The following is a 21,769-nucleotide window of genomic DNA, read 5'->3' on the forward strand; positions in this document are numbered from 1 at the left end:
AATTCGGAAACGAACTGATAGGCCGAAGACCATATGGAAACGTGGAACGACACCATATTTGCTCTTTCGAGTGGCGCCCCGCCGTCAGGTGTGTCGGTTGTTCGTGTCAGTGGCCCCCAGACCAGTCTAATCCTAGAGGCGCTGATTGGCGGGGTTCCATCACCGCGAACGGCCACCTACAGAACGATTCGGACTCGGAACGGTTTTCCGATCGATGCAGGGCTAGTTCTTTTCTTTCCTGGTCCGGCTTCCTTTACCGGCGAAGACTCTGCGGAATTCCAGGTTCACGGTTCCAGAGCAGTCATATCGGCCCTCTCGAGAGAACTGGCAATCTTTCCCGGGACGAGACTTGCAATGGAAGGCGAGTTCAGTCGTCGCGCCTTTGAAAACGGCAAGCTCGATCTTGTTGAGGTTGAGGGATTAGCGGACCTTATCGCGGCTGAAACGGAAATGCAGCGTCGTTTGGCGCTGGAACAGAGCTCTGGCGGTCTGTCGCGCCTATATGATTCGTGGGCGGAACGAATTACACGCTCCCGCGCCTTGATTGAAGCCGAACTGGATTTTCCGGATGAAGACGACGTTCCCGGGTCTGTTTCGGATCAGATCTGGGTGTCGTTGGCGGAGCTTCGGCGAGAGATGGAGGATCATCTTTCCCATGCTGAAATGGGAGAGATTGTCCGAGATGGTTTTAAAGTTGTTATTGCTGGGGCGCCCAATGCTGGTAAGTCCAGCTTGATGAACTGGTTTGCGCAAAGGGACGTGGCAATCGTTACCGACATAGCTGGCACGACGCGCGACGTGCTTCATGTCGATATCAATCTGAATGGCTATCTGGTCAAGCTCTACGACACAGCGGGTTTGCGAGACACAGCCGATATAGTAGAGCAGGAAGGTATCAAGAGAGCGCAGCTGGCATTGAACAATGCTGATCTCGTGCTCTTTCTGGCCGACATGGGGTCGCCGTCACCAATAGATCCTATCGACTTGGAACGCGCTTCATCGCATGTTATTGTTGGCACCAAGCGGGACCTATATTCTTTAACTGCTTCATACGACCTTCAGATTTCCACGACGACAGGTGAAGGTCTTCCGGAACTTCGGGACTTTGTTTCTTCCTTCATCGAACAGAAGTTTGAGGGATTGTCTTTGTCCGTTCCGACACGGGAGCGACATAAGGATTCGCTCTCGAAATGCCTGACTGCCCTATCGGCGGCAATCGATCAGGCAGAGCAAAGCCTGGAGATCAGGGCGGAATCTTTAAGATTCGCCGGTGATCATCTGGGGCGCATCACTGGACGGGTCGACGTTGAAGATCTTCTTGGCGTCATCTTTTCGGAGTTTTGTATCGGAAAATGATTCACGTGGAACGCCGGCGGCAACGGCGTGAGAAGTTTCACGTGAAACCTTTTGTGGAGTAGCGCATGAGCGCCAGTAGTTATGACGTTATCGTGATCGGAGGCGGTCATGCCGGATCGGAAGCAGCCGCGGCTGCCGCGAGGATGGGCGCGAAAACTGCCTTGATCACGCATCGGCGTGACACGATCGGCGTAATGTCCTGCAATCCGGCCATCGGCGGGCTTGGCAAGGGCCATCTTGTTCGCGAGATTGACGCGATGGATGGTCTCATGGGCCGTATTGCTGATGCCGCAGGTATCCAGTTTCGTATGTTGAATAAGAAGAAGGGTGCAGCGGTGCGTGGCCCGCGCACTCAAGCCGATCGCAAGCTCTATCGACTCGCCATGTTGAATGCCATCGAGGCAATTGAGAACCTTGATGTGATCGAAGGCGACGCATTTGATTTGAATATCAAAAGCAATCGAGTCGCTGGCGTAATAATGAAGGATGGAAGGCTCATCGTAGGCCCGTCGGTTGTTATCACGACAGGCACGTTCCTTCGGGGACTTATCCATATAGGAAATGAGAAGACACCTGCAGGACGCACCGGGGAGCCACCTTCGATGGGGCTTTCAACGACGTTCCTGCGATTGGGTTTGAAGTTGGGCCGTCTCAAGACAGGAACACCGGCTCGCTTGAACGGGAAAACGATTGATTGGGAATCTGTCGGGCGTCAGGCTGCCGATGACGAGCTGGTGCCGTTCTCCTTCATGACCGATCGGATCGTGAATCCACAGGTCGAATGCGGCGTAACGCGAACAACAGAGGCGACGCACCGCATCATCGTCGCTAACCTGCAAAAATCGGCGATGTATTCTGGACAGATCGAAGGTGTCGGTCCGCGATATTGCCCATCGATTGAAGACAAGCTCGTTAAGTTTGGCGAGAGGGACGGACATCAGATTTTCTTGGAACCTGAAGGGCTTGACGACGATACCGTCTATCCAAACGGGATTTCGACGTCGCTGCCGGCCGACGTTCAAGCCGCGTTCATCAGGACGATTCCTGGTCTGGAGCGCGTAGAAATATTGCATCCTGGCTACGCGATTGAATATGACCATGTCGACCCAAGAGAGTTGACGGCAACATTGGAAGTTAAAAAACTTCCAGGGCTCTTTTTGGCTGGGCAGATTAACGGGACGACAGGTTATGAAGAGGCCGGCGCCCAGGGTCTTGCTGCAGGTCTCAACGCCGCATTGTCGAGTGGCAATTCCAAACCTTTTATGTTCAGTCGTACGAACTCCTATATCGGCGTCATGATTGATGACCTGACGACGCGGGGTGTTACGGAGCCGTATCGAATGTTTACATCTCGCGCCGAGTATCGATTGACACTCCGCGCCGATAATGCTGACGCGAGGCTTACGCCAGGTGCGATCGAACTTGGGGGTGTTTCCACTGAACGCCAAGCTCGTTTTGTGGCATATCAAGAAGAGTTGGAGAGCGGTCGAACGCTCCTTCAGTCTCTATCCGTTACGCCGAATGAGGCGCGTAAGGCAGGACTTAACCTCAATCTCGATGGCCAGCGCCGAACTGCCTATGAACTTCTTTCCTATCCCGAATATGCATTTTCGCAGTTGGAGCAGGTGTGGGGAGATCTGAAGTCCTTCTCCGAGAAGGTTGTCGAGGCTCTGGAGATAGAGGCGGTCTATTCGGTTTATATGGATCGTCAGACCGCGGCCATCGAGGCACAGCGGCGAGATGAGGCGCGCTTGATTCCTGAGGGCTTTGACTACAGCAGCCTTTCGGGACTCTCGAATGAGCTGAAGAATAAGCTCAACACACAGAGGCCGGCCAACATCGCTCAGGCTCTGAAAGTGGAAGGCATGACGCCAGCGGCGATTTCGCTTTTGCTGGTGCATTTGCGTCGCGGTGAAAGTGTTCGTGGGCAGGTTGCATAGTCGCTGCAAGGTTTGAGAGTCTTCGGGAATGGAATTAAACGGATTGCGTGTTTCACGTGAAACACAAGAACGTCTGCAATATTTCGCAGAGCTTTTCACGAAATGGGCCAAGGCGATCAACCTCGTCGCCCCTTCGACCATGAGTGATATGTGGAACCGGCATATCGCGGATAGTGCGCAGATATTTCAGATCTCCCCTCACCCGCAAACCTGGATCGATCTCGGAAGCGGCGGCGGTTTTCCGGGTGTGATCACCGCGATCTTCCTGGCCGAACAGCAACAAGGTTGGGTTCACCTGGTGGAGAGTAACAATAAGAAGGCGGCATTTCTGCGCACCGCTTTGCGAGAAACCGGCGCGCGAGGCGAGGTACACGCTATCAGGATCGAAGATGCGCCGGTAGCAATATCTGCTTGCGACGCTATTTCCGCCCGTGCGCTAGCCGATCTCGATAAGCTGATTGAATACGCGGCGCCCTGGATGGTTGGAAAGGATAATAATCGCGCATATTTTCATAAAGGCCGGGATTACCAAAGAGAGATCCAGAAAGCACATGGCCGCTGGAGTTTTGATCTGCTAGAACACAATAGCGCTGTTGAGCAAGATTCTGTAATTCTCGAAATATCAAGTCTCCAGCGCCTGGTCTAACGAAACGGATATTGCGGCAATGGCTGGCGAACGTAATCGGATTATCACCATCGCAAATCAAAAGGGTGGCGTCGGCAAGACGACCACCGCAATCAATTTGGCAACCGCTCTCGCCGCCATTGGCGAGCGGGTGTTGATTATCGATCTGGACCCACAGGGCAATGCAAGTACTGGTTTGGGTATTGATCGACGCAATCGTAAGCTTTCCTCTTACGATCTGATGGTCGGGCAAGCTGGTGTCGCGGAGACCGCGTTGGAAACGGCAGTTCCTAATCTCTTTATTGTTCCGTCGACGATGGATCTTCTCGGAGTCGAGATGGAAATCTCCCAGCAGAGCGATCGCGTCTTCAAGCTCAAAAAGGCGTTGTCTTCCTCTGAGGCGGTGTCTTTTTCTTACATTCTTCTCGATTGCCCGCCTTCTTTCAACCTGCTGACGATGAATGCGATGGCGGCTGCCCATTCCGTGCTGGTGCCGCTGCAGTGCGAGTTCTTCGCGCTTGAAGGTTTGAGCCAGCTTCTGGAGACCGTCAACCAGGTTCGCCGGACGGTCAATCCGCAGCTCGATATTCAAGGCATCGTGCTGACGATGTTCGATGCTCGTAATAATCTGGCGCAGCAGGTCGTCAACGACGTGCGGACTCATCTCGGTGAGAAGGTCTATCACACACTTATCCCGCGGAATGTCCGTGTTTCTGAAGCGCCCTCATACGGCAAGCCGGCTATTCTCTATGATCTCAAGTGCGCCGGCAGCCAGGCCTATCTGCAGCTCGCATCGGAAGTTATCCAGCGGGAGCGGCAGAGACTGGCAGCTTGAAAGAGTGCATGACAGAGTAAGCGAGTTTTGAACATGAATGACGATACATCGAAAAGACGGCTTGGCCGCGGCCTCGCAGCCCTTATAGGCGAAATGGATCAGCCTGTTCCGGCCGAGGCGGAGCGGTCTACGGTCAGCGCCGACCGGATGATCCCTATCGAGTTCGTCATTCGCAACCCTCGCAACCCTCGTCGTTTCTTCGATGATGCCGAGCTTCACGACCTTGCGAGTTCGATCCGCCAGCATGGGATCGTGCAGCCAATCGTCGCCAGAACGCTCGCGCGGGACCGCTATGAAATCATAGCCGGCGAAAGACGTTGGCGGGCAGCCCAACTGGCGGGTTTGATCGAAATCCCTGTTATTATCAGGGATGTTGATGACAAGACAGCGCTGGAAATTGCGATCGTTGAGAACGTTCAACGCTCCGATCTCAATGCTCTCGAAGAAGCGCTCGGGTATGAGCAGCTCATCGCCGAATATGGATATACCCAAAATGATCTCGGTGAGATTATCGGCAAGAGCCGCAGCCATGTCGCCAATTCGTTGCGCCTATTGAAGCTGCCCGAGCCCGTTCGGGACATGCTGGCTGCTGGAAGCCTTTCAGCGGGGCATGCGCGAGCGCTGGTTTCCACATCAGATCCCTCCGCACTCGCGCGTACGATTGTTTCCAAGGGCATGTCGGTGCGCGATGCGGAGAAGCTTGCGCAGCACGACATCAAGGCTCAGTCAGAGCCACACGCGCCCGTTCAAAAGAACCAGAAGGATTCCGATACGCTGGCTCTGGAGCAGACGCTATCGGATACGCTCGGGCTTGATGTATCCATCAATCACAAGGCCAGTGGCGGTCAGATTCGCATCTCTTACAAATCCCTGGAGCAGCTCGAGGAAGTCTGTCGGCTTCTGGAACGCCGCTGATCAGACTTGAGGGCGTCTTGACGACTGCAGTGTCGTTGAGAGCAACGTCTGCATGGCGATGCTGTCTTCCAATATCTGACGCTGTCTCGTTTGAAGGACAGCTGCCTGCAGGCGCTTTGTTTCACGAGAGATGGCGTCTGCACTCCAGCTTTTTAACGCCTGTTCTATAATCGGCTTGCGGCGGAAATGAAGATGTCTGCCCAGCGTCTGCATGATTTGCGCGGGCGGCAGTCTCTTGTCATCCATCTCCGCGCGCATCGTATCGAGAAGCTGAAATTGTCGAAGGCAGGCCTGGAGGACCAGAAAAACTGAGGTTTTGGAACTGGTGATCTTCTGCATCGCATGCAGGAAACTGTTGCTGTTGCCGCTTAATATCGCGTCCACGGCATCATCGACCGAAATTGCACTGGCGTCCCCGATTATTTCGGTAACGTGATGATCGTCGATCGTTCCCATGCCTCGGCAATAGAGCGCCAGTTTGCGAATTTCGTTTCTGGAAGCAATTCTGTCGCCGCCGATCAGCGCGACGAGGGCTTGCCTGGCAGCAGGCGTTATGCCCAACCCTTCGGTGGAAAGTTCGTTGTCGATCAGCGCGTTCAGCGCTCGGCCGTCGTCAGCATAGCAGGGGATGGCAACTGCTGCGCTACGAGCAGCCTCGACTGTCTTGCGTAAGGCAGATCCCTTTTTCAGGTCACCTGCTTCGATGATGATGCTGACTGCTTCAAGGGAAGCGCCGGACAGAAACGCGACAGCATCGACGAGATATTTCTCGTTCGCAGCACCCTTTACCCATATCAGCTTTTCACCGCCGAAAAGACCGATGGATTGGGCTTCATCAACCAACCGGCCAGGCTCTTTCTGCAGATCGCCGACATCAAGCTTGGTGACGGAGAACGGATCGTTCTGATCTATGCCAGTCTTTCCAGCGATCATACCGGCGCGCTCGGAAACGAGTCCACGGTCCGGACCATAGATCAGATAGATGCGGTACAGGCGTGCGGATTTCTGCAGAAACCCTTCAAACTCATGGGATTTGATTTCCGCCACGCCACCGCTCCCTTAGCGGCTGAGTGCGGCGGCGAGATCCGCTCCCACGAATTCGGCCGCCTGATTGGCGGCGCGATTTTCCGCATCGAGAATTGCTCGCTGCTTGGCAAATTCCTGGCTCGGGAAGTCAACCAGAGACGTTGCGGAGCGGCTACCGGCCTTGACAACCTGATTGTCCTTCGTCGTCCGCAACGTATAGCTAACCGTCACGTTCGCGCGTCCTGCGCGAGACGTATCCGAGGACTGAACAAGCAAAGTATCGGCAACGTACGACGAAACTTGCATATCAACCATGTAATCCGGCTTCTCAGGTTCACCGGCACCGCGGGAAGCCAGGAAGATCAGACGATTGCGAACTACCTGTCCGACACGCGTGCCCGCTTCGGAAAAGCCGACGGAGCCGAGCTTTTCGGTAACGCCGGTACTTTCGGAATAGAGCGGCCGAACCTGGCAGGCGGAAAGAAACGCCGTGGACACAAGGATCGTGACGATGCCGGCGCGGCGCGCAAGCTTGCGGGCGAAATCAGACGACAATGTTTACAATCCTCTGTGGAACCACGATGATTTTCTTGGGTGCCTGACCGTTCAAGGCGCTCTTCACCGCGTCCAATTCCAGCACGGCTTCGGTGACGGCATTCTGATCTGCGTCGCGCGAAATTGTCAATTCGGCGCGCTTCTTGCCGTTGATCTGGACGGGCAGGATCACGTCGTTCTCGACGACCAGCGATTCGTCATAGTCCGGCCAGGCCGTATGGGCGATCAGCTCCTTGTTCCCAAGGGTCATCCAGCATTCCTCAGCCAGATGCGGCGTCATGGGCGCAACGAGCTGGATGAGGATCTCGGCGGCATTTCGGATGGCAGCCCGATAGGCTGCATCGCCCTCACCGGCTGCGACCTTCGTCAGCGGACCTGCCAGCGCGTTGACGAGTTCGTAGATGCGGGCGACTGCTTTGTTGAACCAAAGCCTGTCATAGTCGTTCTGGACCGCCTTCAACGTCTTGTGGGCGAGTTGAGAGATTGCGAGGGCTTCGCCGTCTTTCGCCGGCTTCGGTTCCACAGTGGAGAGCACTTCAGCCGCTTCCGAAATCAGACGCCACAGCCGCTGTGTGAAGCGGTGAGCACCTTCAACGCCGGCTTCCGACCAGATCACGTCGCGCTCGGGCGGAGAGTCTGACAGAACGAAGAAGCGGGCGGTATCGGCGCCGTAGGAGGCAATGATATCGTCGGGGTCCACGACGTTCTTTTTCGACTTCGACATCTTTTCGATCGAGCCGATGGTGATTTCTTCGCCGCCTTCCAGCAGATAGGCGTTGCGCTTCCCATCGATCTCCTCGATGCGGATATCGGCGGGGGAAATCCATTCGCGATGCATGCCGGCGCCGCGGCTATAGGTTTCGTGGACCACCATACCCTGGGTGAAGAGACCCTTGAAAGGCTCCTTGACGTCCACGTGGCCTGTCTCGCGCATCGCGCGGGTGAAAAAGCGCGAATAGAGCAGATGCAGGATCGCGTGTTCGATACCGCCGATATACTGGTCTACCGGCAGCCAGCGATTGGCCGCAGCCGGGTCGGTCGGCTGCTTCTCCCAGGGTGCCGTGAAGCGGGTGAAGTACCAGCTGGAATCGACGAATGTGTCCATCGTGTCCGTCTCACGACGCGCATCTTTGCCGCATTGCGGGCAGGCGACGTGCCGCCAGGTCGGGTGACGATCCAGCGGATTACCGGGTTGATCGAAAGTTACATCCTGCGGCAGCTTTACCGGCAGGTCCTTTTTCGGAACCGGTATGACGCCGCAGTCATCGCAATGGATGACCGGAATGGGGCAGCCCCAGTAACGCTGGCGGGAGATACCCCAGTCGCGCAGGCGGAAATTGACCTTGCGTTCGCCCTGCGGCGCATTGCCGAGCAGGGTGGAAGACAGTTTGTCGGCAACGATCTGGAAGGCTTGGTCCGCCGTCTTGCCATCGAGGAAGCGTGAGTTGATCATCACGCCCTCGCCGTCATAGGCGACATCGCCGATGGTGAAGCTTGCGGCATCACCATCCTCAGGCATGACGACCGGCACGACCGGCAGACCATACTTGCGGGCGAAATCCAGATCTCGCTGGTCGCCGGAGGGGCAGCCGAAGATGGCGCCCGTGCCGTAATCCATCAAGACGAAATTGGCGACGTAGACCGGCAGTTCCCAGGAAGGATCGAGTGGATGCTTCACGCGGATGCCGGTATCCATGCCCTTCTTCTCGGCCGTCTCGAGCGCGGCAAGAGAGGTACCGGCACGGCGGCATTCCTCGCAGAAGGCCTCGATGTCAGCATTCCTTCCCGCGGCCTCCTTGGCGAGCGGATGATCAGCGGCGATCGCCAGGAAGGAGGCGCCAAACAGCGTATCCGGACGGGTCGTGTAGACCACCACTTCGGTTTCGCCGGCAGGTGCGGTTTCCGGGACGATCTCCCAACGGATCGTGAGACCCTCAGAGCGACCGATCCAGTTCTTCTGCATCAGCCGCACTTTTTCCGGCCACTGGTCCAGCGTATCGAGCGCGTCCAGCAGGTCCTGGCTGAAATCAGTGATCTTGAAGAACCACTGCGTCAGTTCGCGCTGTTCGACCAGCGCGCCGGAACGCCAGCCGCGGCCGTCGATGACCTGTTCGTTGGCGAGAACGGTGTTGTCGACCGGATCCCAGTTCACCTTGGACTGCTTACGGTAGACGAGGCCCTTTTCCAGGAAGTCCAGGAAGAGATGCTGCTGCTGCTGGTAATATTCGACATCGCAGGTGGCGAATTCGCGGGACCAATCCAGCGACAGGCCCATCGCCTTCAGCTGTGCCTTCATCGAGCCGATATTCTGATAAGTCCAGGATGCGGGGTGTACGCCGCGCTCCATCGCCGCATTTTCCGCCGGCATGCCAAAGGCGTCCCAACCCATCGGATGGAGGACGTTATAGCCGCGGGCACGCTTGTAGCGCGCCACGACGTCACCCATAGCGTAGTTGCGGACATGGCCCATGTGGATACGGCCCGACGGATAAGGAAACATCTCTAGGACGTAATATTTCTCGCGCGGATCGGAGTTATCGGTCTCGAAGACCTTTTCCTCGTTCCATTTCTGCTGCCAGCGGGGCTCGGCATCGCGCGGATTGTAACGTTCGGTAGCCATGTATCAGAATTTCCGGAAAATCAGGGGAGGTTGGTCGAGACCTTCACCATGAAACCAACCAAGCGTCAAGTTTTGCGGGCGCCTCACGCGTTCGATCTTGGCTATGAGGCGATTTCGCAGCGAGAAGTCTTGGCAAGGCCACGGCAGCCCAGTAGTGCATTGCCGATGGATTTATGCCTGTTATCGGGACGGAACGATGGAACTTCAAGAGCGGTTGAAAGAAGTATGGTCCAGGATTGCTGCAGCGGAGCGGGATGCGAGTCGTCCGGAACGTTCCGTGCAGCTGGTGGCGGTCTCCAAGACCTTTGAGGCTGATACCATTCGCCTGGCGATCGAAGCTGGTCAGCGCGTCTTCGGAGAAAACCGCGTTCAGGAAAGCCAGGGAAAATGGCCGGAACTGAAGGCGGAAACGCCCGGCATCGAACTGCACCTCATCGGCCCGCTGCAATCCAACAAGGCTGCCGAAGCGGTTGCGCTCTTCGACGTGATCGAGACCATTGACCGTGAGAAGATCGCGCGTGCCATTGCCGAGGAAATGAAGCGGCAGGGCAAGGCGCTGCGTCTCTATGTGCAGGTCAATACCGGCCTGGAGCCACAGAAGGCCGGCATTGCACCTGACGATACGGCAGCTTTCGTGAACTTCTGTCGCGATGAGCTCGGCCTTGCCATTGAAGGGCTGATGTGTATTCCGCCGGCGGATGAAAATCCCGGTCCGCATTTCGCCCTGCTAGCCAAGCTCGCAGAAAACTGCGGCGTCAAAAAACTCTCCATGGGTATGTCCGGTGACTACGAGATTGCCATTGCGTTCGGTGCTACCAGCGTGCGCGTCGGCTCGGCGATTTTCGGCACGCGTTAACAAATGGCGGAAAACGACCTCTTCGAATCAGAGGATTGCTCATGATTCGAGGAGGTATCCGGTGGCCGTTGTTTGGAAAGCGATAATATTCATTAATACGAAAAAAAGTTTAAGCGGGCGGCTTTTCTGGTTAATGCCCGACCGCACATCGTTAGCGGCATTCCCCTAAGATACTTAAATTATTGAATAATTTTTGCCGATTTCTCGCGCTTTTCCAAAGCCGGTTGACTGTCGCCGCAAGCCCTAACGAGAGCTTAAATTAAATTTTCCGCAAAGCTAATTGAGGAATTATTAACTATGTTGGGCGCAACCATTCGTTAACGGCAATGACCCAGCTCTCTCGGGTTTTGCATGAAGCGTCGCCGTTACCGGACTCGTCCGGATGACCCCTTTCACTTTGATTGCGGAAAACGGAACATGACAAGCATCCTCACCAACAACGCTGCTATGGCAGCGCTGCAGACCCTGCGCGGCGTAAATGACAGCCTCAAGGATACCCAGGGCCGCGTCTCCTCGGGCTATCGCATCGACAAAGCTGCTGACAATGCTGCCTACTGGTCGATTGCAACGACCATGCGTTCGGACAACAAGGCCCTCTCGGCTGTTTCCGACGCTCTCGGCCTCGGCGCTGCAAAGGTCGATACGGCCTACACCGCCATGGACAACGCCATCGACGTCGTCAGCGAAATCAAGTCCAAGATCGTCGCCGCCACGGAAAAGGGCGTCGACAAGACCAAGGTCCAGGAAGAAATCGATCAGCTGCAGGAACAGCTGGTGAGCATCGCTCAGTCGGCTTCCTTCTCCGGTGAAAACTGGGTCGCCGGCGCTTCGGGCACGAAGAGCGTCGTCTCCTCCTTCGTCCGTGACGGTTCTAATGCCGTTTCGGTCAAGATGACGGACTATGTTCTTGATGCTGGCACGCTCGGCAACGTGTTGTTCGGCATGAACAGCAATGGCACGATCCAAACGACGAGCGGCATTATCGGCACCGCATTCAACGGCACTTATGGCAACGTCACCATCGTCATGCCGTCGATTTATGCGCTCGATATCACAACCTTTACCCAAGGCCAGCTTGATGGAGCGCTTTCCGGCGTCGAACTCGTGCTCCAGGCCATGACGAATGCAGGCTCGCAGCTCGGTTCGATTTCGACCCGAATTCAGTTGCAGGAAACCTTCGTCAGCGCTCTGGGTGACTCGATCGACTCCGGTGTCGGCCGCCTCGTCGACGCCGACATGGAAGAAGAGTCCTCCAAGCTCTCTGCCCTGCAGACGCAGCAGCAGCTCGCGATCCAGTCTCTCTCGATCGCCAATTCCTCGGCGCAGAACATTCTCTCGCTCTTCCGTAGCTAATAGCACGCAGGAGAAGGGCAACAAAAAACCCCGCCATTGGCGGGGTTTATTCATTTCAGGATATGACGATCTCAGAAGTGATCGTCTTCATCCTCGTCCTTGGGGGTTGAGCGCAGCGAGCTCAACTTGCGGAAGACGGCATCGGCGTCGATTTCCTTTTCTTCCTCACGCTCGTAGCTCGGCGTCAGACGCTCGGTTTCCTGAGCGGACTGCAGCGTTGCTCCGAGTTCGGCAGCGGTTGGCAGCGGACGGCCCTTGGATGCCTTTTCCACTTCCATGTCGAGATCGATCTGGCTGCAAAGGCCGAGTGTGACCGGGTCCATCGGTGCCAGGTTTGCCGAATTCCAGTGGGTGCGCTCGCGGATCTGCTCGATCGTCGACTTGGTGGTGCCGACGAGACGCGAGATCTGGGCATCCTTCAGTTCCGGATGGTTGCGAACCAGCCAGAGAATGGCGTTCGGGCGGTCCTGACGCTTGGAAACGGGCGTATAGCGCGGGCCACGGCGCTTGGATTCCGGCACGCGGACTTTCGGCTCGGAAAGCTTCAGCTTGTAGTTCGGGTTGCCCTCTGCGCGGGCGATTTCATCGCGGGAAAGCTGGCCGGTGGCGATCGGGTCCAGGCCTTTGATGCCCTGCGCGGCTTCGCCATCGGCAATCGCCTTGACTTCGAGCGGATGCAGTTTGCAAAACTGAGCGATCTGGTCGAAAGACAGGGCTGTATTGTCGACGAGCCAGATGGCAGTCGCCTTTGGCATGAGCAGCTGTTGAGCCATGGATATAGTCCTTCTATCGTCCGCGCCGGTCGCGGTCCGTGGATTGTCACCACAATGTCCGGGAAATATGGCGCTATATAACCGCACTGTCGCAGAATTGCAATTCTTCAGAAATGAAATGACCTTTGTCTAATTGCCGTCATCAGACTACCTGATATGAATTGCGCAATTCGAGTCCCGGTCGCTGCGTCGAAACCATCGGCCGTTGCATAGCCTTGTGAGGAGGAGTTCCCATGTCGGAGAAGATCTATCCGGTTTCCAAACCGGTGAAGACCCGTGCGCTGATCGATCAGGCCAAGTACGAGCAATGGTACGAGGAAAGCATTGAAAACCCCGACAAGTTCTGGGGTAAACACGGCAAGCGCATCGACTGGTTCAAGCCCTATACCAAGGTCAAGAACACGTCCTTTACCGGCAAGGTCTCGATCAAGTGGTTCGAGGATGGCCAGACCAATGTTTCCTATAATTGCATCGATCGTCACCTGAAGACGAACGGCAACCAGACCGCCATCATCTTCGAAGGCGACAACCCCTATATCGATAAAAAGATCACCTATAACGAGCTCTACGAGCATGTCTGCCGCATGGCGAACGTGCTGAAGAAGCATGGTGTCAAGAAGGGTGACCGCGTCACCATCTACATGCCGATGATCCCGGAAGCGGCCTATGCGATGCTCGCCTGCGCCCGCATCGGCGCGGTGCATTCCGTCGTCTTCGGCGGCTTCTCGCCGGAGGCGCTGGCCGGCCGTATCGTCGACTGCGAATCCACCTTCGTCATCACATGCGACGAGGGTATCCGCGGCGGCAAGCCGGTTCCGCTAAAGGACAATACAGATACCGCCATCCATATCGCGGCTCGCCAGCATGTCACGGTCAACAAGGTGCTCGTCGTGCGCCGCACCGGCGGCAAGACCGGCTGGGCGCCGGGTCGCGACCTCTGGCACCATCAGGAAATCGCCACGGTGAAGCCGGAGTGCCCGCCAGTGAAGATGAGGGCGGAAGACCCGCTTTTCATCCTTTACACTTCGGGCTCTACAGGCAAACCGAAGGGCGTGCTGCATACGACGGGCGGTTATCTCGTCTATGCGGCGATGACACATGAATATGTCTTCGATTACCACCCCGGCGATATCTACTGGTGCACGGCCGATGTCGGCTGGGTTACCGGTCACTCCTATATCGTCTACGGGCCGCTCGCGAACTGTGCGACGACACTGATGTTCGAAGGCGTGCCGAATTTTCCGGACCAAGGCCGTTTCTGGGAAATCATCGACAAGCACAAGGTCAATATCTTCTACACGGCGCCAACGGCGATCCGCTCGCTCATGGGCGCTGGCGACCATTTCGTTACCCGCTCTTCCCGCGAGAGCCTGCGCCTGCTCGGCACGGTCGGCGAACCGATCAATCCGGAAGCCTGGGAATGGTATTACAATGTCGTCGGCGACAAGCGTTGCCCCGTGATCGATACGTGGTGGCAGACGGAAACTGGCGGCCATATGATCACGCCGCTGCCGGGCGCCACCGACCTCAAGCCCGGTTCGGCCACCAAGCCCTTCTTCGGCGTCAAGCCGCAGCTCGTCGATAATGAAGGCAAGGTGCTGGACGGTGCCGCCGACGGCAATCTCTGCATCACCGATAGCTGGCCGGGCCAGATGCGTACGGTCTATGGCGACCACGAGCGCTTCATCCAGACCTACTTCTCCACCTATAAGGGCAAGTATTTCACCGGTGACGGCTGCCGCCGCGACGAAGACGGTTATTACTGGATCACCGRCCGCGTCGATGATGTTCTGAACGTCTCCGGCCATCGTCTCGGTACGGCGGAAGTCGAATCCGCCCTCGTCTCGCACAATCTCGTCTCGGAAGCTGCTGTCGTTGGTTATCCGCACCCGATCAAAGGCCAGGGCATTTATTGCTACGTCACGCTGATGGCTGGCAATGAGGGCACAGACGAGCTGCGCCAGCAGCTTGTCAAACATGTGCGTGGGGAAATTGGCCCGATTGCAGCACCCGACAAAATCCAGTTCGCGCCCGGCTTGCCGAAGACTCGTTCGGGCAAGATCATGCGCCGCATCCTGCGCAAAATTGCCGAGGATGATTTCGGTTCGCTTGGCGATACCTCGACGCTGGCAGATCCGGCCGTTGTCGAAGATCTGATCGCTAACCGGCAGAACAAGGCTACGGCTTGAGTCAAAGGGCCGCTCCACCGTCAGGAGCGGCCCTATTCTTCCGCGCAGAAAACCTGTGGTTTGCGACCGCCATCATAGGCGCGGACCAGTCCTTCCGAAAGAAGATCCTGTGCGGGATTGCGCCCATCCGCGAAGGTGACATTGGCGAGAATTCGTCCGAAATATTTGTCGCCGGCGATCTCCCTCAGCTGGATAATGGAGACGCCTGATATCATTTGTTCAAGCGCATCTCGTGCCTCGAGACCAGCCTTCCGGATTTCAGCGCATTTCGAATGGATTTCGGGCGCGTCTATGCCGCGAATGCGGACATAGACTTCCATGGTCTGCTGCGGCCAGGGTGTTGCGGCAACCAGCAGCGTATCTCCGTCAATGATCCGGATAATCTTCGCCGATACAGGTCCTTCGATTTCGTCCCGCGCCGCGAGGGCCGGCACAGACGAGAGAGACAACAGAAGGATCGAGAGTGGCTTGAGCATAACAGGAATAAATTCCGATTATGCCGCAAAGTCAATGGGAATATTTACCTAGAAATCGATCGTGCGGCCATTGATTTCATAGTCACCGAAGCGGGAGGGTTCGGCTCCGCCACGTCCGCCGATCTCCGGTGGCAGTTCCGCCGGCTTAGCGTTTTTGCGGCGCTCCTCGGCTTCGGCCAGTGCACGCTTGGCGGCAGGGGAAAGCATCTTGCGCGGCGGATCGGAGCCCTCTGGCACCGGGGTTTCCACATTATCATTGTCGGCCGTCTGCATGCTGCACTCCCGCCTGAAAATATTGAAAATGGCTGGCGAATAACCAAATCATAGTGCGTTGGCGCCGGGATTTAAAGCATCGCGCCGCAATCAAGGAGATGGAGACCTCTGATGAACCTCGTGCGTACTGCCATGTTGCTTGCCTTCATGACGGCGCTTTTCATGTTTGTCGGCTTTTTGATCGGCGGCCGGGGCGGCATGATGATCGCCTTTCTCATCGCTGCCGGCATGAATTTCTTCTCCTACTGGAATGCCGACCGGATGGTGCTATCGGCCTATCGGGCGCAGGAGGTCGATGAGCGCAACGCCCCGGAATTCTATCGTATCGTGCGCGATCTCGCCCGTAATGCCGGCCTGCCGATGCCGAAGGTCTATCTCTATGACAGCCCTCAGCCGAATGCCTTTGCGACTGGCCGCAATCCGGAGAATGCCGCCGTCGCGGCCTCGACCGGCCTGCTTGCCGCCCTCTCGCCAGAAGAGGTTGCAGGCGTGATGGCCCATGAGCTTGCTCACGTCCAGAACCGCGATACGCTGACCATGACGATCACCGCCACGCTGGCCGGTGCGATCTCGATGCTCGGCAATTTCGCCTTCTTCTTTGGCGGTAATCGCGAGAACAACAACAATCCCCTGGGCTTCGTCGGCGTGCTCGTCGCGATGATCGTGGCGCCGCTTGCCGCCATGCTGGTGCAAATGGCAATCAGCCGCACGCGCGAATATTCGGCCGACAGGCGGGGTGCTGAAATCTGCGGCAATCCGCTATGGCTTGCGTCGGCGCTCGGCAAGATCGCCCGCGGCGCGGCGCATGTGCCGAACTACGATGCGGAGCGCAATCCAGCCACTGCGCACATGTTCATCATCAATCCGCTCTCCGGCGAGCGGATGGACAACCTCTTTTCGACCCATCCGAACACCGAAAATCGTATTGCAGCCCTACAGGAAATGGCACGGGGAGGCTTCGACGTCTCGACGCCGCCGGTTCGCGCTGCTAATCCGACACGCAAATCGCGGTCGGTTCCGAATACGGGTTCCGGCAGCGGTGGCTCGCAACCGCCAAAGGGTCCGTGGTCTTGAATTCAGACGGCAAGAAGAAGCCAGCTCACAAACATAAACCTTCCGCAGAAGGCTCAGCGCCGGCGCCGGTAAAACCCGGCCTGCCGGCGCGTGCTGCTGCCGCCAAGATCCTTGCCGCCGTCGTCGACAAAAAACTGCCGCTCGATGGCGCGCTGGATCACGAGCATGGAAATCCGGCCTACAAGGCGCTTGGGGAAAGCGATCGTGCTCTGGTCCGCGCCATCCTCAACACCACGCTCAGGCATCTGCCCCGCATCGATGCCGCCATTGCCTCGCTGCTCGAAACGCCGTTGCCGGAAGGTGCCCGAGCTTTGCATCATGTGCTTGCGGTAGGTGCTGCGCAGATTCTCTATCTTGACGTTCCCGATCACTCCGCCGTCGACCTTGCGGTCGAACAGGCCAATCAGGATCCTCGCAATCGGCGTTTCGCCAAGCTCGTCAATGCGATCCTGCGCCGTCTTAGCCGCGAGAAGGAGCGCATCCTTGCCGAGATTGCTGACATTCCGCCAATGCCGGCCTGGTTCATCGCGCGGCTTGCGAAAGCCTATGGGGAAGAGCAGGCACTTGCCATTTCCGAATCCCAGCTTGAACCGGCAGCCATCGATCTTACCGTTAAATCCGATGCCGCAGGCTGGGCGGAGCGCCTGAACGGCACTGTGCTACCCACCGGCAGCGTGCGGCTTTCCGCTTTTGAAGGCGGTATTCCCTTGCTTACCGGCTTTGAAGAGGGTGAATGGTGGGTTCAGGATGCGGCCGCGAGCATTCCAGCAAAGCTCTTCGGTGATCTCACTGGCAAGCGTGTTGCCGATCTCTGCGCTGCGCCGGGTGGCAAGACTGCCCAGCTTATCCTTGCCGGTGGCAAGGTGACGGCGATCGACCAGTCCGAAAATCGGCTGAAGCGCTTGTGCTCCAATCTGGAGCGGCTGGGCCTCGAAGCTGATACGATCGCGGTAGATCTCACGAAATTCGAACCGTCGGAGCGTTTCGATGCGATTCTCCTCGACGCGCCCTGCTCTTCGACAGGTACGACGCGCCGGCATCCCGACGTGCTCTGGACGAAAGGCGCCGAGGATATCGCCAAGCTCGCAGCACTGCAGGAGCGTCTTCTGCGCCATGCTATTACCCTGCTGAACCCCGGCGGTGTGCTCGTCTTTTCCAACTGCTCGCTCGATCCGCAGGAGGGCGAAGAGGTTGTGGCCCGTGTTCTCGAAGATGTGAAGGGCGTGGAACGAGTGCCGGTCGATGCCGCAAAATGGCGCGGTATGGAGCAGGCCATTACACCGTTGGGCGAGTTTCGCACGCTCCCTACAATGCTGGATATGTCAGATGGTTTTGCGTCGGGCCTCGACGGCTTCTACGCCGCGATGCTCAGACGCATCTAAATGCTATTATATTCTAACTTCATCACAAAATAATACATCGTAGCTAATGAAATCGGTTTTGATTCATCTATTCTTAACTACGAGGGTCAATAGACAATTGATATGCAGTCCGGTCGGCGTCTTGCGAGCATGTATGTTCGGGAAGCTTGGCGGCGCGGTACGCGCCGTGCCGCACTTCTGCGTTTGCGCTTCTCCCGCCATGCCATACCGGTGCCGGAACGCCTGATCGTCGCGCCGACGGATCTGAGAGGCATCGATTCACACGTCGCCGAAGAAATCATGGACGGCCGGTTTCCGCTTGCCGGTCGTATGTTGGAAACCGAGGGGAAATCCCCCTTCACGTTGACCCTTCCGTCGCGTGCTTTCGCGGTCAGGCTTCATAGCTTCGGCTGGCTGCGGCATATGCGGGCCAACAAGAGTGAGCGCGGTTCGGCCGTTGCCCGCGTGATCGTCGATAGTTGGCTCTCGATCCATGGAGGCCGTATCGAAGGCATCGCCTGGGAGACCGACGTCGTCTCGCAGCGTGTCATCGCCTGGCTGTCGCATTCTCCGATCGTCCTACAGAACGCGGATCGTGGTTTCTATCGCCGCTTCATGAAGTCACTCGCCTTCCATATCGGCTATCTGCGCCGTATGGCGCCCTATTCGGCCGGCGAAGTCCGCTTCCGCCTGCGCATTGCGCTCGCGACGGCTTCTGTCGCCATGCCGGTGCGTGCCTCGACAATCCGGCGAGCCGCCCAGGCGCTCGACCGCGAATTCGATAACCAGATTCTGCCTGACGGAGGCCATATCTCCCGCAATCCACGCGTCGGGCTTGAGCTGCTGCTCGATCTGCTGCCGCTCCGGCAGACCTATGTCAATCTCGGCCACGACCTGCCGCAGAAACTGATCTCCGGTATTGACCGCATGTACCCTGCCCTGCGCTTCTTCCGCCATCAGGATGGAGATCTGGCGCTCTTCAACGGTGCGACATCCACGATGGCGGACGAGCTGATGTCCGTCCTGCGCTACGACGAGACTGCGGGTCAGCCGTTCAAAGCGCTACCGCATTCCCGCTATCAGCGACTTGCCGCCGGCAAGACGGTGATCATTGCCGATACCGGACCACCCTCGCCCGCCTGCTTCAGAACAGCCCATGCAGGCAGTCTCTCCTTCGAAATGTCCTCAGGCCGCTACCGCTTCATCGTCAACTCGGGATCGCCGAAATTCGCGGGTCAACGCTATGTCCAGATGGCCCGCACCACGGCTGCCCATTCCACCGTGGTCCTGAACGATACCTCCTCCAGTCGGTTCTCTCCCTCGGCTTTTCTGGCCCATATGATGACGGAGCCGGTGGAAACGGTTGCCGCCGAGCGCGTGGAGACCGAGGATGGCCGTGAAGGCATCAAGGCGAGGCATGACGGCTATCTCGATGCTTTTGGCGTGATCCATGAGCGGGAGCTGACACTGAACGCCGCTGGCTCCATCGTGACCGGCATGGACCGTTTCGTGACGGACGACCGATATCACAGCGAAGGTCCGCTGCGGGCGGTTGCCCGCTTCCACGTCCATCCCGCCATCGTGCCGCGGCAGAACGATACGGAATCCGTGCTGCTAACGGCGCCGGATGGCGAAAGCTGGTTGTTTTCCTCACCCGGCAATGAAGTGCTGATCTCGGAAGATATTTTCTTTGCCGACAGCGCCGGTATCAGCAGCTCGGACCAGATCGAGATTGACTTCGATTTGGCGGAGAAACCTGAAATTCGCTGGTTTTTATCGCGCAAGGGCTAGCGGCTGTTTGCGCCGGCTCCAAGCTGTGCTAACGCGGCCTCATCAAACGTCCCTTGCCCGGATGTCTCCCGCGAAGCCCGAACGGAGAAGGTTCATGGCCGTCATTTCCAAGAAAATCCCCGCCCCCGACAAGGTCGAGATCAAGACTGCACTGCTTTCTGTCTTCGACAAGACCGGTATCATCGAACTTGCCCGTGCGCTTTCGGCGCGTGGCGTGCGCCTGCTGTCGACCGGCGGCACCTACAAGGCGATCGCGGCCGAAGGACTTGCCGTAACCGACGTTTCCGAAGTGACGCAGTTTCCGGAAATCATGGATGGCCGCGTGAAGACCCTGCATCCCAAGGTGCATGGCGGCCTGCTGGCGATCCGTGACGATGCCGAACATCAGGAAGCCATGAAGACACATGGGATCGACGGCATCGACCTGCTGGTCGTCAATCTCTATCCCTTCGAGGATGTTCGTGCGGCCGGCGGTGACTATCCGACGACGGTGGAGAATATCGATATCGGTGGCCCGGCAATGATCCGCGCTTCGGCCAAGAACCATGCCTATGTCACCGTCATTACCGACCCGGCCGACTATGCCGAGCTGGCCGAGCAACTGTCAGCTGATGCCGGCAAGACGGCCTATGCCTTCCGCCAGCGCATGGCGGCCAAAGCCTATGCCCGTACTGCCGCCTATGACGCTGCCATCTCCAACTGGTTTGCTGAGGCGCTTTCGATCGATACGCCGCGTCATCGCACCATCGGCGGCGTGCTGAAGGAAGAGATGCGCTACGGTGAAAACCCGCACCAGAAGGCCGCCTTTTACGTGACGGGCGAAAAGCGCCCGGGCGTTTCGACAGCCGTCCTGCTGCAGGGCAAGCAGCTTTCCTATAACAATATCAACGATACCGATGCGGCCTATGAGCTCGTTGCCGAGTTCCTGCCGGAGAAGTCGCCGGCCTGTGCGATCATCAAGCACGCCAATCCCTGCGGCGTCGCGACCGGTTCAACGCTTCTCGAAGCCTACAAGCGGGCGCTTGCCTGCGATTCCGTCTCGGCTTTCGGCGGCATCATCGCGCTGAACCAGACGCTCGATGCGGCGACGGCTGAAGAAATCATCCAGCTCTTCACCGAGGTCATCATTGCGCCTGACGTCACCGAAGAAGCCAAGGCGATCGTCGCACGCAAGCCGAACCTGCGCCTGCTCTCGGCCGGTGGCCTGCCGGATGCGCGTGCGGCAGGCATCACTGCCAAGACCGTTTCCGGCGGCCTGCTCGTCCAGACCCGCGACAACGGCATGGTCGAGGATCTGGAACTGAAGGTGGTCACCAAACGCGCGCCGACGGCCCAGGAACTCGAAGACATGAAGTTCGCCTTCAAGGTCGGCAAGCATGTGAAGTCGAATGCTGTGGTCTATGCCAAGGACGGCCAGACCGCAGGTATAGGCGCCGGCCAGATGAGCCGTGTCGATTCCGCCCGCATCGCTGCGCTCAAAGCTGAGGAAGCGGCCAAGGCGCTCGGTCTCGCCGTTCCGATGACACGTGGTTCGGCAGTCGCTTCCGAGGCCTTCCTGCCCTTCGCCGATGGCCTGCTATCGATGATTGCTGCCGGCGCTACCGCCGTGATCCAGCCGGGCGGTTCGATGCGCGATCAGGAAGTCATCGATGCTGCAAACGAGCACAATGTCGCGATGGTCTTCACCGGCATGCGCCATTTCCGCCATTAAGCGGAGCCACGGATATAACCCCCCGGCTTTGCGGCCGGGG

Annotated in this window: 18 protein-coding genes; 12 read left to right on the plus strand and 6 right to left on the minus strand. The window is 57.6% G+C overall.

The window, feature by feature from the left end:
- The first annotated feature begins 33 nt into the window (after positions 1-33).
- From mnmE to AC1DM5_RS11255, 5 genes are all read left to right on the plus strand, one after another.
- Positions 34-1,356, plus strand: a complete 1,323-nt coding sequence (gene mnmE / locus AC1DM5_RS11235; protein ID WP_477819879.1) for a tRNA uridine-5-carboxymethylaminomethyl(34) synthesis GTPase MnmE — start codon at positions 34-36, stop codon at positions 1,354-1,356.
- Positions 1,357-1,421: 65 nt separating this feature from the next.
- Positions 1,422-3,296: a tRNA uridine-5-carboxymethylaminomethyl(34) synthesis enzyme MnmG gene (mnmG, locus tag AC1DM5_RS11240; protein WP_477819880.1), complete on the plus strand. Its 1,875-nt coding sequence runs from the start codon at positions 1,422-1,424 to the stop codon at positions 3,294-3,296.
- Between the two features lie 28 nt (positions 3,297-3,324).
- Complete coding sequence (gene rsmG, locus AC1DM5_RS11245; protein ID WP_477819881.1) at positions 3,325-3,942, plus strand: 16S rRNA (guanine(527)-N(7))-methyltransferase RsmG; 618 nt, start codon at positions 3,325-3,327, stop codon at positions 3,940-3,942.
- A gap of 19 nt (positions 3,943-3,961) precedes the next feature.
- The gene (locus tag AC1DM5_RS11250) at positions 3,962-4,756 is read left to right on the plus strand and encodes a ParA family protein (RefSeq protein WP_477819882.1); all 795 of its coding nucleotides are present in this window, start codon (positions 3,962-3,964) and stop codon (positions 4,754-4,756) included.
- Positions 4,757-4,789: 33 nt separating this feature from the next.
- Positions 4,790-5,671: a ParB/RepB/Spo0J family partition protein gene (locus tag AC1DM5_RS11255; protein WP_477819883.1), complete on the plus strand. Its 882-nt coding sequence runs from the start codon at positions 4,790-4,792 to the stop codon at positions 5,669-5,671.
- On the opposite strand, the gene holA is transcribed toward AC1DM5_RS11255, so the two are convergent.
- The 3 genes from holA to leuS are packed head-to-tail and all read right to left on the minus strand — an operon-like array spanning position 5,672 to position 9,872.
- On the minus strand, positions 5,672-6,718 hold the full coding sequence (gene holA / locus AC1DM5_RS11260; RefSeq protein ID WP_477819884.1) for a DNA polymerase III subunit delta: 1,047 nt from the start codon (positions 6,716-6,718) through the stop codon (positions 5,672-5,674).
- Between the two features lie 12 nt (positions 6,719-6,730).
- Positions 6,731-7,252 (minus strand): LPS assembly lipoprotein LptE, encoded by a 522-nt coding sequence (lptE, locus tag AC1DM5_RS11265; RefSeq protein ID WP_477819885.1) that lies wholly within the window; start codon positions 7,250-7,252, stop codon positions 6,731-6,733.
- Positions 7,242-9,872 (minus strand): leucine--tRNA ligase, encoded by a 2,631-nt coding sequence (leuS, locus tag AC1DM5_RS11270; RefSeq protein WP_477819886.1) that lies wholly within the window; start codon positions 9,870-9,872, stop codon positions 7,242-7,244. The genes lptE and leuS overlap by 11 nt, the downstream gene beginning before the upstream one ends.
- Before the next feature lie 196 nt (positions 9,873-10,068).
- Between leuS and AC1DM5_RS11275 the strand changes: the two genes are divergently transcribed.
- The gene (locus tag AC1DM5_RS11275) at positions 10,069-10,728 is read left to right on the plus strand and encodes a YggS family pyridoxal phosphate-dependent enzyme (RefSeq protein WP_477819887.1); all 660 of its coding nucleotides are present in this window, start codon (positions 10,069-10,071) and stop codon (positions 10,726-10,728) included.
- A gap of 417 nt (positions 10,729-11,145) precedes the next feature.
- The gene (locus AC1DM5_RS11280) at positions 11,146-12,081 is read left to right on the plus strand and encodes a flagellin N-terminal helical domain-containing protein (protein ID WP_477819888.1); all 936 of its coding nucleotides are present in this window, start codon (positions 11,146-11,148) and stop codon (positions 12,079-12,081) included.
- 71 nt (positions 12,082-12,152) lie between these two features.
- Here AC1DM5_RS11280 and AC1DM5_RS11285 read toward each other — a convergent pair whose 3' ends face one another.
- Complete coding sequence (locus tag AC1DM5_RS11285; RefSeq protein WP_037102176.1) at positions 12,153-12,854, minus strand: DUF1013 domain-containing protein; 702 nt, start codon at positions 12,852-12,854, stop codon at positions 12,153-12,155.
- Positions 12,855-13,087: 233 nt separating this feature from the next.
- Here AC1DM5_RS11285 and acs point away from each other — a divergent pair, with 233 nt between their 5' ends.
- The gene (acs, locus tag AC1DM5_RS11290; protein WP_477974994.1) at positions 13,088-15,043 is read left to right on the plus strand and encodes an acetate--CoA ligase; all 1,956 of its coding nucleotides are present in this window, start codon (positions 13,088-13,090) and stop codon (positions 15,041-15,043) included.
- Positions 15,044-15,075: 32 nt separating this feature from the next.
- Here acs and AC1DM5_RS11295 read toward each other — a convergent pair whose 3' ends face one another.
- Complete coding sequence (locus AC1DM5_RS11295; RefSeq protein WP_477819890.1) at positions 15,076-15,519, minus strand: thermonuclease family protein; 444 nt, start codon at positions 15,517-15,519, stop codon at positions 15,076-15,078.
- A 48-nt stretch (positions 15,520-15,567) separates the two neighbouring features.
- A complete protein-coding gene (locus tag AC1DM5_RS11300; protein WP_477819891.1) occupies positions 15,568-15,792 on the minus strand; it encodes a DUF1674 domain-containing protein in 225 nt (74 codons plus the stop codon).
- A 111-nt stretch (positions 15,793-15,903) separates the two neighbouring features.
- Between AC1DM5_RS11300 and htpX the strand changes: the two genes are divergently transcribed.
- The 4 genes from htpX (at position 15,904) to purH (ending at position 21,729) form a co-directional block, all read left to right on the plus strand.
- Positions 15,904-16,866 carry a zinc metalloprotease HtpX gene (htpX, locus tag AC1DM5_RS11305; protein WP_113183673.1) on the plus strand — a complete coding sequence of 321 codons (963 nt, stop codon included), beginning with the start codon at positions 15,904-15,906 and terminating at the stop codon, positions 16,864-16,866.
- A complete protein-coding gene (locus AC1DM5_RS11310; protein ID WP_477819892.1) occupies positions 16,857-18,248 on the plus strand; it encodes an RsmB/NOP family class I SAM-dependent RNA methyltransferase in 1,392 nt (463 codons plus the stop codon). Before htpX ends, AC1DM5_RS11310 begins: the two co-directional genes overlap by 10 nt.
- A 102-nt stretch (positions 18,249-18,350) precedes the next feature.
- Positions 18,351-20,018, plus strand: coding sequence for a heparinase II/III domain-containing protein (locus AC1DM5_RS11315; RefSeq protein WP_113183671.1), 1,668 nt, complete (start codon positions 18,351-18,353; stop codon positions 20,016-20,018).
- 94 nt (positions 20,019-20,112) lie between these two features.
- Positions 20,113-21,729 (plus strand): bifunctional phosphoribosylaminoimidazolecarboxamide formyltransferase/IMP cyclohydrolase, encoded by a 1,617-nt coding sequence (gene purH, locus AC1DM5_RS11320; protein WP_113183670.1) that lies wholly within the window; start codon positions 20,113-20,115, stop codon positions 21,727-21,729.
- The last annotated feature ends 40 nt before the right edge of the window (positions 21,730-21,769 follow it).

The sequence above is a fragment of the Rhizobium sp. 01T437 genome, from assembly GCF_056398505.1.